Source organism: Sulfitobacter sp. M05 (genome assembly GCF_029285175.1).
GTDB lineage: Bacteria > Pseudomonadota > Alphaproteobacteria > Rhodobacterales > Rhodobacteraceae > Sulfitobacter.
This window is the reverse complement of the sequence record NZ_JABEDH010000001.1, coordinates 781,460-795,312: the sequence shown is the minus strand read 5'-3', so window position 1 is coordinate 795,312 and position 13,853 is coordinate 781,460. Positions and strand designations below refer to the sequence as shown.

13 protein-coding genes are annotated in these 13,853 nt (G+C 58.4%); 8 read left to right on the top strand and 5 right to left on the bottom strand.

The window, feature by feature from the left end:
- The first annotated feature begins 108 nt into the window (after positions 1 to 108).
- From HKX44_RS04020 to HKX44_RS04005, 4 genes are all read left to right on the top strand, one after another.
- The gene (locus tag HKX44_RS04020; protein WP_276150006.1) at positions 109 to 1,467 is read left to right on the top strand and encodes a DUF2927 domain-containing protein; all 1,359 of its coding nucleotides are present in this window, start codon (positions 109 to 111) and stop codon (positions 1,465 to 1,467) included.
- A gap of 29 nt (positions 1,468 to 1,496) precedes the next feature.
- Positions 1,497 to 1,670: an apolipoprotein acyltransferase gene (locus HKX44_RS04015; protein ID WP_276150005.1), complete on the top strand. Its 174-nt coding sequence runs from the start codon at positions 1,497 to 1,499 to the stop codon at positions 1,668 to 1,670.
- Positions 1,670 to 2,857 carry a VWA domain-containing protein gene (locus HKX44_RS04010; protein WP_276150004.1) on the top strand — a complete coding sequence of 396 codons (1,188 nt, stop codon included), beginning with the start codon at positions 1,670 to 1,672 and terminating at the stop codon, positions 2,855 to 2,857. The genes HKX44_RS04015 and HKX44_RS04010 overlap by 1 nt, the downstream gene beginning before the upstream one ends.
- A gap of 64 nt (positions 2,858 to 2,921) precedes the next feature.
- The gene (locus HKX44_RS04005) at positions 2,922 to 3,605 is read left to right on the top strand and encodes a M48 family metalloprotease (protein WP_276150003.1); all 684 of its coding nucleotides are present in this window, start codon (positions 2,922 to 2,924) and stop codon (positions 3,603 to 3,605) included.
- Positions 3,606 to 3,738: 133 nt separating this feature from the next.
- On the opposite strand, the gene HKX44_RS04000 is transcribed toward HKX44_RS04005, so the two are convergent.
- From HKX44_RS04000 to HKX44_RS03980, 5 genes are all read right to left on the bottom strand, one after another.
- Complete coding sequence (locus HKX44_RS04000; RefSeq protein WP_276150002.1) at positions 3,739 to 4,299, bottom strand: PIN domain-containing protein; 561 nt, start codon at positions 4,297 to 4,299, stop codon at positions 3,739 to 3,741.
- Positions 4,299 to 5,465 (bottom strand): class I SAM-dependent rRNA methyltransferase, encoded by a 1,167-nt coding sequence (locus HKX44_RS03995; RefSeq protein WP_276150796.1) that lies wholly within the window; start codon positions 5,463 to 5,465, stop codon positions 4,299 to 4,301. Before HKX44_RS03995 ends, HKX44_RS04000 begins: the two co-directional genes overlap by 1 nt.
- 136 nt (positions 5,466 to 5,601) lie before the next feature.
- Complete coding sequence (locus HKX44_RS03990) at positions 5,602 to 6,255, bottom strand: DUF6778 family protein (RefSeq protein ID WP_276150001.1); 654 nt, start codon at positions 6,253 to 6,255, stop codon at positions 5,602 to 5,604.
- A gap of 134 nt (positions 6,256 to 6,389) precedes the next feature.
- The gene (locus HKX44_RS03985; RefSeq protein WP_276150000.1) at positions 6,390 to 6,668 is read right to left on the bottom strand and encodes a hypothetical protein; all 279 of its coding nucleotides are present in this window, start codon (positions 6,666 to 6,668) and stop codon (positions 6,390 to 6,392) included.
- Positions 6,665 to 9,463, bottom strand: a complete 2,799-nt coding sequence (locus tag HKX44_RS03980) for a glutamine-synthetase adenylyltransferase (protein WP_276149999.1) — start codon at positions 9,461 to 9,463, stop codon at positions 6,665 to 6,667. Before HKX44_RS03980 ends, HKX44_RS03985 begins: the two co-directional genes overlap by 4 nt.
- Before the next feature lie 267 nt (positions 9,464 to 9,730).
- On the opposite strand from HKX44_RS03980, the gene HKX44_RS03975 reads away from it, so the two are divergent.
- From HKX44_RS03975 to fumC, 4 genes are all read left to right on the top strand, one after another.
- On the top strand, positions 9,731 to 10,543 hold the full coding sequence (locus tag HKX44_RS03975; protein WP_276149998.1) for a sulfurtransferase/chromate resistance protein: 813 nt from the start codon (positions 9,731 to 9,733) through the stop codon (positions 10,541 to 10,543).
- Positions 10,540 to 11,787, top strand: coding sequence for a chromate efflux transporter (gene chrA, locus HKX44_RS03970; protein WP_276149997.1), 1,248 nt, complete (start codon positions 10,540 to 10,542; stop codon positions 11,785 to 11,787). Before HKX44_RS03975 ends, chrA begins: the two co-directional genes overlap by 4 nt.
- A gap of 72 nt (positions 11,788 to 11,859) precedes the next feature.
- The gene (locus tag HKX44_RS03965; protein WP_276149996.1) at positions 11,860 to 12,348 is read left to right on the top strand and encodes a ClpXP protease specificity-enhancing factor SspB; all 489 of its coding nucleotides are present in this window, start codon (positions 11,860 to 11,862) and stop codon (positions 12,346 to 12,348) included.
- Positions 12,349 to 12,459: 111 nt separating this feature from the next.
- The gene (gene fumC / locus HKX44_RS03960) at positions 12,460 to 13,851 is read left to right on the top strand and encodes a class II fumarate hydratase (RefSeq protein WP_276149995.1); all 1,392 of its coding nucleotides are present in this window, start codon (positions 12,460 to 12,462) and stop codon (positions 13,849 to 13,851) included.
- The last annotated feature ends 2 nt before the right edge of the window (positions 13,852 to 13,853 follow it).

The window sequence follows — 13,853 nt, the reverse complement described above, 5'->3', positions numbered from 1 at the left end:
CAGGCAGGCAGTTATGATGATCAGTACAGCACCTTATGTGCGCTCTTGGGGTGTGCATACGGCACGGTTTTCCCCGTCTCGGACCCTTTTGAACAAGGGGGCTCTTCTGTGAAAGCACGTACAGTAATGCCGTTGGTCATGATGCTGAATGCCTGCGTGCCAGCCTCGCAGCATGATGTCGCAACACGGGCGAATTTTTTCGACACCTCCCTGCCGCCAATGAAAAGTTTTGCCACCAGCATTCCGAAAGCGCCGGTGCGCTCGAACAATGACCTGGCGCTTGATTTTATCGAACTGTCATTCCAGATGGAAAGCGGGCGCAAGCTGCCGGTGTTGACCCGATTTGAAACCCCGATCACCGTTCGTGTGACAGGTAATCCAACGGTCACGCTAGGGTCCGATCTAACCCGTTTGATTTCCCGCCTGCGCAGCGAAGCGCGGATCGACATCAGCCAGACCCGTGCAGAAAATGCAAACATTACCATTCAGGCTGTTAGCCGCGCGGAAATCCGTTCCGTTTTGCCGCAAGCCGCCTGTTTTGTGGCTCCGAATGTGTCGTCGCTGGCGGAATACAGCAAGGCAAAGCGCAAACCGCAAACCAACTGGACTTTGCTGAAAAAGCGCGAACGTCTGTCGATCTTTTTGCCCAATGACTCCAGCCCGCAAGAAGTGCGCGATTGTCTGCACGAGGAACTGGCGCAGGCACTTGGCCCGCTGAACGATCTTTACCGCCTGCCCGACAGTGTGTTCAACGATGACAATGTGCATACTGTGCTGACCGGCTTTGATATGCTGATCCTGCGGACCTATTATGATCCGGCGCTGCGGTCCGGCATGAGCCGTGGTCAGGTTGCTGCGGCCCTGCCCGGCATTCTGGCCCGCACCAACCCCGGCGGCATCAATAAAACCGCGCGCTTTGCCACCCGTACCCCGCGCGCCTGGAGCAAAGCGGTACAGACTGCCCTTGGCCGGTCGATCTCATTTGAAGGACGCACCGCATCTGCCAAAGAGGCCATCCGCATCGCCACCGCCATGGGCTGGCAGGATCACCGCCGCGCCTTCGCTCATTACGCAATGGGACGGGTGATGCAGACCACAGACCCCGAATTGGCGCATCGCCACTATATCGAGGCAGAACGGTATTATTCCATCACCCCCGGTACCAATTTACACCGCGCCTATGTGGCCACACAGCTTTCGGCCTATGCGATCACCCGCGGTGACGGAGCCGAAGCGCTGCGGCTCATTGCCCCACATGTCAACACCGCAAGAGCCAGTGAAAACGCGGCATTGCTGTCGACCCTGCTGTTGCTGCGCTCGGAAGCGCTGGAGCTGGAAAACCGTCACGCTGAAGCGCGTAGCGTCAGACTGGACAGCATCGGCTGGGCGCGATACGGCTTTGGACCAGATTGGGCAGTGCGGGCCAAGCTGCGCGAGATTGCATCGCTGAACCCGCTTAAAGGATAAGCTGCCTTTGGCACAAAGCGGGGTCACAGATGATCGTAATCGGTCTTGGCGTTATAGGCGCACTTTTGGGCGGGTTTAACGCCCGCAAACGCGGCGGGAACCGCAAGGATATGGCGCAATACGCTGCCGGCTTTGGTATGGCATTTATGATTTGCGGCATGGTTTTAACGGTTCTGTTTGACCGGTTCCTGCTGGCGTCCTGATGTTCTTACCGTTTTTTGACCAGCTGCGGGCGCATAAAGTCCCGGTTTCCATGCGTGAATTTTTGGCTTTTCTGGACGGCATGGCCGCCGGTATCGCGACCTATGACGTCGAGGCCTTCTATTACCTTGCCCGCACCGCCATGGTCAAAGATGAACGCAATATAGACAAGTTCGATCAGGCTTTTTCTACTGCATTTAAAGGCTTGGAAAACATCAGCTTGGACGATGTTCTTGAAGCTGTTGAAATCCCACGTGACTGGCTGGAAAAGATGGCTGAAAAGCATCTTTCACCCGAGGAAAAAGCAGAAATCGAAGCGGCTGGCGGCTTTGACAAGCTGATGGAGACGCTGAAAAAACGGCTTGAAGAACAAAAGGGCCGCCATCAGGGCGGTAACAAATGGGTGGGCACGGCGGGCACCTCGCCGTTTGGTGCCTACGGTTACAACCCCGAAGGGGTGCGCATCGGACAGAATGAATCGCGTCATCAGAGGGCTGTCAAAGTCTGGGACAAGCGCGAATTCAAGAACTTAGACGACACAGTTGAACTGGGCACACGCAACATCAAGGTTGCGTTGAAACGCCTGCGCCGCTGGGCGCGCGACGGGGCGCAGGAAGAGCTGGATCTTGGCGGCACAATCCGCGCCACGGCGGAACACGGATATCTGGATGTGAAAACCCGCCCTGAGCGGCGCAATGCTGTCAAAGTGCTGTTGTTCCTTGATATTGGCGGCTCTATGGATCCGCATGTGAAGGTGGTCGAAGAGCTGTTTTCGGCGGCGAAATCCGAATTCAAGCACATGGAACACTTCTATTTCCACAATTGTCTCTATGAAGGGGTGTGGAAGGATAACCGCCGCCGCTGGGACGAGCAGATGCAGACCCATGAAATCCTGCGCACCTACGGCCCTGATTATAAATGCATTTTTGTCGGGGACGCGTCGATGTCCCCCTACGAGGTTGCCTATCCGGGTGGTGCCAATGAACATTGGAATGCCGAAGCCGGCTCAACATGGCTGGCGCGCGCGCGGGACCAATGGAGCAGCAACCTTTGGATCAATCCGGTGCCCGAGAAATATTGGCCCTACACCCAGTCGATCGCCATGATTCAGGAAATTTTCGGACCGCAGGCCATGGTGCCGATGACGCTTGAAGGATTGTCACGCGGGATCAAAGAGTTGACGCGCTGACCGCCGCGCATCTGTTTCCGGCACCTTCGCTTGCTTGTTGCCGGATCATCCCCATATTGACCCTATGATCCGCATCATTCCCATCTTGCTGGCCGTTGTCTATGGCTTTGCAATGTATCGCTTTTCCGCTTGGCGGACGGCACGCGAACTTGACGCGCGCTCGACCTTGCTGGCCGATCCTGCATTGCTTGAGATCAGCGACCGGCTTGCCCGCGCGTTGGATCTGCCCAAGATAAAGGTCCACATCTACGAGATAGAACCGGTAAACGGGCTGGCGGCCCCGGATGGGCGTATTTTCATTACCCGCGGGTTTTACAATAAATTCCGCAAAGGCGAGGTTACGGCAGAGGAACTGGCCAGCGTGATTGCCCATGAACTTGGCCATGTCGCACTGGGACATTCGCGCCGCCGGATGATTGATTTCTCTGGACAAAACGCATTGCGCACCGCCTTGGCCATGGTGTTGGGACGGTTCATTCCTTTTGCCGGTGTGTGGATCGCGAATATGCTGACCACCCTGCTTGCCGCCCGCCTGTCCCGTGCGGATGAATACGAGGCGGACGCCTATGCTGCGGCCCTGCTCAGCAAAGCGGGAATTGGTGTCGCACCGCAGATTTCACTGTTCAAAAAACTTGAGGCATTGACCCAGTCCAATTCCGGCACAGCCCCAGCATGGTTGCTCAGCCATCCCAAGACCGATGAGCGGATCAAGGCCTTGCAGATGCTTCAGAAACGCTGGCACAGCTAGGGCCTGTGGACATTCATCGTATGCGCTAGGGTCTGTTGAGTTAATTTTGAAACATCACGCATCCCCTTGTGCGTTCGACCAAGGGACGAGACTGCGAACAGGGGATTCCAATTTTGCTCGAAACGCCATTGGATTAGCTTTGACGTGGCGGGGACAAGGCCTTGGCCAAACGGGGCAGTCGCGCCTTTTTGAGCAGCGCTCGCAGTTCCCAGTGCTTGCCCGACAGCTTGCGCGCTGTTGCCAGAACATCATCCGCAGCCTGCGCAATGATTTCTGGATGATCCAGCCAGAGTTGATGCAGAAAGCTGTCAGGGTCAATACGGGTCAGGTCTTCCTCGGCAAGAATATCGCGTGGAAAATCCTTTGCATTCAGTGTCATAATCATATCAGCACTGGAATCCACGGCAACGGCCAGCACATGGATATCGTCGGCATCTGGCAACCATAGCCGCTGTGCAACCTGCGGCGCGGCAGGACGTTCGGCGGCGGGCCACGCGGCGCGCAGCATCGCGATTTCACTGCGGGCCTGTACTTCGCCAGTTGGGCCCAGCTTGATCGCGGCGCGGGCCCATTCCTCTAGTATGCGTTCTGACCAGACCGGCTGGAACAACCCTGCCTTGGCCGCGCCCATCACCACTTCGCGCATCACCGTTGGATAAAGCACACAAGTGTCGATCAGGATGCGCGGCACCATCAGAGGCGGAAGAACAGCGACTTGAGATAGCCGCTTTCGGCCAGTTGCGGCAATTGCGGATGGTCGGCCCCGGCAAAACCAGTATGCAGCAGGATGCCGCGCCGCCCTGCCCGCCCGATGCCGCGCACGGATGCGGTACGGAACGCCGTAAGATCAGCGGCATGTGAACAGGAACACAGGCCCAAAATGCCGTTTTCCGCAACCAGTGGTGCCGCCAGACGGGCGATGCGTTCATAGGCCCGCAAACCGGCTTCCAGCGCCTTTTTCGACGGGGCGAAAGATGGCGGGTCACAGATCACTACATCAAATTCAGCGCCCTCGCTGCGCAACGCGGCCAGCGTGTCAAAGGCATCGCCTTGGCGTACGCTAAACTTGTCCTGCATCGACATAGCCGCGGCCCCCTGTGTCGCCAGCTCCAGCGCCGGTGCGGACCCGTCCACGGCCATGGCGCTTTCAGCCCCAGCCGCCAAAGCAGCCAAGGAAAACCCGCCAACATGGGAAAACACATCAAGCACCCGCAGGCCCCGCGTCATGTTTGCCGCAAAGGCGTGGTTGGGGCGTTGGTCATAAAACAGGCCGGTTTTCTGTCCGCCGGTCAAATCCGCCATATAGGTCGCGCCGTTCATCGGGACGGGCAATGGCCCCTCAGGCAAGGCACCTGCCATCACGCCCGATACATCGTCTAGCCCCTCAAGGGTGCGGGTCCGTCCACCTGCGTTCTTCAACACATTGCTCACACCGGTTACGGCAACCAGCGCTGCGCTTAATATTTCCATCCGCGCATCTGCCCAGGCGGCATTCGGCTGAACAACGCATGTGTCACCGAAACGGTCAATGATGACCCCCGGCAGCCCGTCCGCCTCGGCATGGATCAAGCGGTAATAAGGTGCGTCAAACAGCTGACTGCGCAGCGCAAGGGCGCGGGCGAATTTGTCTTCGAACCACGCCTGATCAATCACCGTTTCAGGATCGGCGTCCAGCATCCGACCGATGATTTTGGAATTAGGGTTCATCGCCACCAAACCCAGCACTTGGCGTTCAGCGTCTTCCAGACGGGCCAGGGCACCGGGGGCGATGTTCTTTGTGCGCCGGTCCATGACCATTTCATTGGCATAAACCCAAGGCGCACCAAAGCGGATGGCACGGGCGTTGGCCTTTGGCATCATCCGGACGGTCGCCGTGGCGGTTGTTGCCGTAGCGGTTGCAGAATCGTCGTTTGCGGGTGGGGTGTGGGGCGCTGTCATAGCGCCCCTTTAGTCTGTAAAGCGCCTTTGGGAAAGCGTTGAATCGGTCACAATAGGCTTAAGCAGAGACAAACCGCGCCAATTCCTTCCGGATTGCCTGAGCTAGGAAATCGGTCACCCGCACTTTCTGGGTCTGGCCTTTGCGGTCTGCCTCGATTGCAGCAGTGCCGCCCAATGCCGGCAGATCGGCCTTGACCAGACGTGTCGGACCTAATTGTTCGCCAGTTGTGGCGCGGCGCACGGTCAGTTTAAACACCATGTTATGCACGCCCCCAACGGAATATCGGGCCTTCTCGGACAGGGAATGAAAACGCACCACCTCTGCATCCAAAATCACGCCGGTGGGCCCGGAAAGATCGGATGTCCCGGCACGAAAGGCGGTTTCAAAGATATGTTGAACCTGCACATGGCGGTCGCCGATCATATCACCGCGCCAGACGATATCCGCTATTGGGTAATAGAGGTTCGCTTCGGAGACGGTGAGGTTGCGCGGCACAGAAACATTGATGGCCGAAACCGTCACCGGCAAAGGCGCGGTCGAGCGGACCACCGGCCCCGGCTGGGCCACTGCAACGATGGACGCCGATGCCCCGTTGGATAGATTGCGACTGGCGATGTCCGGCGTGTTGCCACAAGCAGCAAGAGATGCGCCAAGCGCTGCGATCAGGGCAAGTTTGCCAAATCTGTTGCCACTGTTTCGGATCATCTGCATCGCTGTTCCCTCGCTTGCGGATGCATTTTGCGACCCGACTTTCTCATGCCTGAAGCTAGGGGGAAATTGCGGCTGAAATTGGGCTATTTTGACCAATTTAAGGGAATTTTTCCGGCAGGCTACGGGATGCTGATCTATTGCTGGTTGCGCACCCGGTTACGCCATCCGCCACGTCGGCGCGGCGTCGCCATGGTGTGCAGCCCCTCGCTCAGAACCTCGGTCATTGGGTGATCGGGGTGATCGGGCTGGTATTGCGCCAGCAGGCTGCTGATGGTCTTCGCACTGTTCTGTTCAACCGGCAGGCTCAGCGCCCAGTCCAGAAAGATCGTGCGGCATTCAGGTTTGGTGATCCCCTCTATACGGTAGCTTTCAAAGATAAGCCCTTTGGGGTCTTCTGGTGTGCCTTTTTTCATCCGGTACTTCCTTGCGGGGCTGACAGTGCAGTCGTGATAACGTCTGCGGCGGCCCGACATTTCTGTTCCATATGCGCCGCGACAGCCGCCAAAGTGTCGCAACCAAGCGCACGCGCCAGAAACGCAGCCCCCGCCTGCCCTAATGCGTCAGTGTCCAGCGCGTCCGGTGACAGCAGTTTGCCGGCACATTGTAACTGCCAACAGGCATCATAGGCCAGCTCAAGCACCTGCGCGCCCTCTGCGTCTATCAACCCTTGGGTCGTGGCTGCCTCGATCCCATCGGAAATGCGGTGGGCCACACGCCCGGCAATCAGGGCACCGGATTGTGCGAACAGTTCGATATCCTGCAACCGGCCCGGCCCGATCTTGGCGTCCCACGGACCTGTCGCAGCTTTGCTGGCGGCGATCCTGTCGCGCATCTGCGCCACTTCTGTTTTCACCTGATCGGGGGCACTGGGCAGGGTCAGCACCTGCGCACACAGCCGGTCGACATCCGCGGCCAAAGCGGCCGGTCCGGCAACCACAGCAGCGCGGGTCAGCGCCAAATGTTCCCAGACCCATGCCTGTGATTTTTGATAACTTTCAAAGCTGGCCAGACTTGTAGCCACAGGGCCCTGATTGCCTGACGGGCGCAGCCGCATATCAATCTCATAGAGCTTGCCCTGCGACATCGGGGCGGTCATCGCGGTGATCATTGCTTGCGTCAACCGCGCATAATAGGTGCGCGATGCAAGTGAGCGTTTTCCCTCCGAGGCCTCCTGATCCAGTGGATCATAGATCACCAACAAGTCCAGATCCGAAGTGGTATTCAGCCGCCCTGCCCCCAGTGACCCCATCCCCAGCAGCACGGCACCGCGCCCCGGTGGAGGACCATAGCGGGTGGCAAATTCATCCGTCACCACCGGCCACAGCGCGCCCAAGACGGCCCGCGCAAGATCGGCATATTGCAAGCCAGCGGTTTCGGCATTTGTCAGCCCACGCAGCAGATGCACCCCAATTCGGAAATGCCATTCCCGTGCCCAACGGCGGGTGCCATCCAACTGGGCCTCGTAACTGGGCTCACGTGCAAGAACCGCTGACAATGCCTCACGCAATCCCGCTTCTCCGGGCCAGTCGCTAAAGAAATCGCCGCCGATCACCGCATCAAACACCGCAGCATTGCGCGACAGATGTTTGGCCAGCGCGGGCGATGTGGAAACCACGTCAATCAACAGGTCCGCCAGCTGTGGATTGGCATTCAACAGCGAAAACAGCTGCACCCCGGCGGGCAACCCTGCAAGAAACCCGTCAAAGGCCAGCAATGCCTCGTCAGGTTTGGCCGCATCAGCCAGCCGCGCCAGAATGTCGGGTTTCAGGCGTTCGAAAATCTCGGCCCCGCGTTCAGAGCGAAACGCAGGATAGCTGTGCCAACGATCCAGTACCTGAGGATCAAAACGGTGTGGCGCGCGCTCTGGGTCTGCCTTGGTCTTTGTACCGGCAAAGAATCCTTCGGTGGTTTCATGCACTTCGGACAAGCGGCGATGCAGGTCGGCCTCCAGATCGGGGATGTCCATATCCATCATTGCGGCCAGCCGGGCAAAGCCGTCTTCGGACTGCGGTAAATCATGGGTCTGGGCATCACGCACCATTTGCAGGCGATGCTCTACGGTGCGGTGCGCCCGGTAATGATCGCTCAGGCGTTCAGCCACATCGGTCGGAATCCAGTTCTTCTGTGCCAGAATAGTCAGGTTTTCGCAGGTGCCGCGCCCGCGCAGTTCAGGGTCACGTCCCCCAGCAATCAGCTGGCGTGTCTGGGTGAAAAACTCGATCTCGCGGATGCCGCCCCGCCCCAGCTTCATATTGTGCCCGGGCAAGGTGATCGGCCCCCCCAGCCCTTTGTGTTCGCGGATCGCAAGCCGCATGTCATGGGCATCCTGAATCGCGGCAAAATCCAGATGGCGCCGCCAGATGAACGGGCGCAGGGTTTTGATAAACCGCCCGCCCGCATCCAGATCACCGGCACAGGGCCGCGCCTTAATATAGGCTGCGCGTTCCCATGTGCGGCCCAGACTTTCGTAATACCGTTCCGCCGCCTCCATCGCCATGCACACCGGCGTGACACCGGGATCGGGGCGCAAACGTAAATCGGTGCGAAAGACATAGCCCTCGCCGGTCAGATCACTCAGGGTGCCGCTCATGGCGCGGGTGGCACGGATAAATGCGGTACGGGCCGCGTGGAAATCATCAACTTCGAAACGGGTTTCGTCAAACAGGCAGATCAGGTCGATGTCAGAGGAGTAATTCAACTCTCCTGCGCCCATCTTGCCCATGGCCAGCACCACCATGCCGCCAGCATCTGACAGATCGTCTTGTGTCATGCCCGGCAATTTTCCACGGGCAATCTGTGGGGCCAGACCGGCGCGCAAGGCAGCACCGCAAGCCGCATCGGCGTAATCTGTCAACACGCCCGTCACCTGTTCCAGCGACCAAATACCCCCCAGATCACACAGGGCTGTCATCAGGGCGACCCGCCGTTTGCCACGGCGCAGACCGTCACTGATGTCAGCGAAAGCGATATCCGCCGCCCCGTCGATCACCGCTTGCACTGCGGCGGCGGGGTCATCAACTGCCTGCATCAGCCAAGCGGCCTCTTTCTCAAGCAGGCTGAGGATATAGGGGGCACAGGACGCCGCCCCCGCCACCAGCGCACGCACTTCTGGCGGTGCCTCCGGGACCATGGCCAAAGCGTCGCGGGCACGATCCTGATTATATGTGCGAGGGGTGCGGGTGATAAGAGCGGCAAGGTTGGTTTTCATACGCCAATATTTGCGCCACGCAGCGCCGGTGAGCAAGAGGGCGTGACATGTGCCGCTGCGCGCCATCGCGGCCAGCGCCAGTATTTGGAATCGCAAACCCGCCCTAGGCACCCGACCTTGGGTTTCCTGGCACCGCTGTTTTAGCCTGCTGGTGGCGCTTGACTATCGCGTCACAGAACGGCAGTTTGCATCTATGGGGTAGAACCGCGAACGCCCCGTGAGGCCATGGCCAGAGGTTCGCATGTTTCCAGCAAAAGGACACATGCTATGGCATCTCCCAATGAAATCACTGTTGCCCAATTGTTGCGCCTGATCGGGCTTCCCGACGCGCCGGTGTTGGTGGATATCTCGATCGACCCTGACTTTACCGCAGATCCGTTTCTGATCCCCGGTGCCTTTCGCCATCCCCATACGGATATTGACGGGCTGGTCGCAAAACTGGACGGACGGTCCAGCGTCATCATCTGCCAGCGCGGCATTAAACTATCACAAGGCATGAACGCCCTGTTGCGCAATCGAGGGCTGAAGTCAGAATATCTTGGCGGGGGCAATCACGCGTGGCGCGCCCACCCGGATGCCCCGCGCATACCGGCAGCGTCATTTCCAAATCAAGTCGCGGGCTGCACACGTTGGGTCACCCGTCACCGCCCCAAGATAGACCGCATTGCCTGCACGTGGCTGATCCGCCGCTTTGTCGATCCTACGGCGGAGTTCCTGTTTGTCTCCCCCGCCGAGGTCGAGGGTGTGGCACTGCGCTATGACGCAACACCTTTTGACATCGAAGGGGGTTTTTGGTCGCACCGCGAAGACCGCTGTACCTTTGACATCATGCTGGATGAATTCGCCCTGCACACTCCGGCGTTGGATCGGTTGGCCAGAGTTATCCGCGCAGCGGATACCAATAGCCATGAAAGCAGCCCCGAAGCTGCGGGTTTGCTGGCGGTTTCGGTGGGGCTTTCGCGACAGTACAAAGATGATTTCGCACAGCTGGATGCAGGAATGGCGATTTACGATGCGCTTTATCGCTGGGCGCGCGATGGTCAGGGGGAAACCCACGATTGGCCCGGTGGCAACTCATGAGCGCGCCGCGCTGGGCTGAAATGACCCGGGTATTCGGGCGTATTGGGGTCCTCTCTTTTGGGGGCCCCGCAGCGCAAATTGCCCTGATGCACCGCGAACTGGTGGAAACCCGCGACTGGCTGTCCGAGGCGGCCTATCTGCGGGCTCTGTCCCTGTGCATGTTGCTGCCCGGACCCGAGGCGATGCAGCTGGCAACCTATGCCGGTTGGCGGCTGCGCGGCACGGCTGGCGGTATTCTTGCAGGGTTCCTGTTTGTTGTGCCCGGTGCATTGGTGATTGCGGCGCTGGCCTTGGGGTATGCATTTTACGGTGATGTCCCTCTGGTGCAGGCAGCGTTCTTGGGCATCAAGGCGGCAGTAATCATCGTGGTGTTCCAGGCCCTGCGCAAGGTTGCGGGCAAAGCGCTGCATGGGTGGCAGGGCTGGCTTTTGGCAGCGCTGTCGTTTCTGGGTCTCTTTGCACTGGGGCTGCCTTTTCCGCTGATCATTCTGGCAGCAGGCCTTTGGGGGATGGTGATGCAAACCGGCCCGGCCCCGGAGATGGATGTCGCACCACCACGCAAGGCCCAGACCCGCAGCGTGTTGCTCCTTTGGGGCGGGCTTTGGGCCGCGCCGCTGGCGCTGCTTTGGACCTTGGATCAGGCATTTCTTTTGCAACTGGGTCTGTTCTTTTCAAAACTCGCGGTGGTGACCTTTGGCGGGGCCTATGCCGTACTGGCCTATATGACCCAAACCGTAGTTCAGGATTTCGGCTGGATCACCACGGCCCAGATGATCGATGCGCTGGGTCTGGCCGAAACCACACCGGGGCCACTGATTCTTGTCACCGAATTTGTCGCTTTGCTGGCCGGATTTGCGCAATCTGGCGTGTCCGGTGCCATTGCCGCCGGGCTGGTCGCGCTTTGGGTGACGTTTACCCCGTGTTTCTTGTGGATTTTCCTTGCCGGCCCTTATCTGGAACGTATCTCGGCGCAGCCCCGTCTGGCGGGCGCATTGCAGGCCATTACCGCCGCGGTCGTGGGAGTGATTGCAAATCTGTCTTTATGGTTCACCTTGCACGTTTTGTTTGACGAGGTCCGGGCCGATGCCCTGCTGGCGATGCCTCTGCCCGTACCTGACAGTTTCAACCTGCCTGCGGCGGCGCTGAGTGTGGGAGCGGGCGTGCTGATGTTGGTGCTGAACCGGTCGTTTGTGACGACAATGTTGATAACTGCTGCCGGTGCTTTGCTGATTGTTGCGGTTTGATGGCACACCCCCTTTCCCTTGTCCGGAAAAGAAGTATGGTACGGCCTAACTAAGGGATGCACCGAGGGACCAATGAACCGCGAGATTGACTATGGCAACCTGATGCATGACGCCATGCGGGGCCTAATACGCAAAGTTCTGTTGGATGTGGCCGATCGTGGCCTGCCCGGCGACCACCATTTTTTCATCACGTTTGATACGTCTCATCCTGATGCAGAACTGGCGGATTGGCTATCTGACCGTTATCCCGGCGAGATGACTGTGGTGATGCAGCATTGGTATGACGGGCTGGAAGTAACCGATGAAGGATTTTCAATCACCCTGAACTTCGGTGATGCCCCTGAACCGCTCTATATTCCTTATGATGCGATCCGCACCTTTGTAGATCCATCGGTGGAATTCGGGCTGCGCTTTGAGCAACAAGAAAACGATGACGACGACAAGACCGTGATCGAAGACGTGGTGCCTGGGCCGACCCCCAAGGCAGAACCCGTCGAGGCCGAAGAAGAACCCGAAAGCAAAGACGCCGAAATCGTTTCGCTTGATTCTTTCCGAAAATAATCTGCGCTTTGCCGCATTGGACAGGCTTTCCCGCAGCCGTCCAATTGCGCTGACCAAGGGTCGGCGTTACACCACGTAGGAACAATTCTAAGCATGATCAGGAGCGCCAGCATGGCCGATACCCGTACAGAAACCGATAGTTTTGGCCCCTTGGAGGTTCCTTCGGATAAATATTGGGGGGCCCAGACACAGCGCTCGATCATGAACTTTCCCATCGGTTGGGAGCGTCAGCCGGTTGCGATTGTCCGCGCTTTGGGGGTGATCAAAAAAGCCTGCGCTGAGGTGAACCTTGGTTTTGGCGATCTGGATGCCGATCTGGCCCCTGCCATCAAAGAGGCTGCGCAGGAAGTGATCGACGGCAAGTTTGACGACAACTTTCCACTGGTGGTTTGGCAGACAGGTTCAGGCACCCAATCGAACATGAACTCCAACGAGGTCATCTCGAACCGTGCGATTGAAATTCTGGGCGGCGTCATGGGGTCGAAATCACCGGTCCACCCCAATGATCATTGCAACATGGGGCAATCCTCGAACGATACATTCCCAACGGCCATGCATGTGGCCATCGGCATGGTTGCACGGGATACTTTGCTGCCCGGCCTGCGTAAATTGCACGACGCGCTGGCGGCAAAATCAGAAGAGTTTAAGGACATTATCAAGATCGGCCGCACCCATACGCAGGATGCAACACCTCTAACACTGGGTCAGGAATTCGGCGGCTATGCCCACCAGATGGCCAAGGGCATTGCCCGCGTCGAAGCCTGCCTGCCCGATATTTACGAACTGGCCCAAGGCGGTACAGCCGTGGGCACGGGCCTGAACACCCGCAAGGGGTTTGCCGAGAAAGTCGCCGCAGAGATTGCAAATATCACCGGTCTGCCCTTTGTCACAGCACCCAACAAATTCGAAGCGCTGGCGGCCCATGACGCGATGGTCATGTTCTCGGGCGCGCTCAAGACCGTGGCGGCCTCAATGTTCAAAATCGCCAACGACATGCGTCTTTTGGGCTCTGGCCCGCGCTCTGGTCTGGGCGAATTGATCCTGCCGGAAAACGAACCCGGTTCCTCGATCATGCCGGGCAAAGTGAATCCGACACAGGCCGAAGCGCTGACCATGGTTTGCGCCCATGTCATGGGCAATGACGCCGCCGTGGGTTTTGCCGGTTCACAGGGTCATTTCGAGCTGAACGTCTATAACCCGATGATGAGCTATAACGTCATCCAGTCCATGCAATTGTTGGGCGACGCGGCATCCAGCTTTACCGATAACATGGTGGTGGGCACGCAGGCCAACGAACCACGCATTGAAAAGCTGATGAAAGAAAGCCTGATGCTGGTGACAGCGCTGGCCCCGACCATCGGCTATGACAATGCGACCAAAGTGGCCAAGACCGCGCATAAGAACGGCACAAACCTGAAGGAAGAAGCGATTGCGCTGGGCTTTGTTGATGCGGAAACCTTTGATAAAGTGGTGCGGCCTGAGGACATGATCGGGCCAAAATAGGA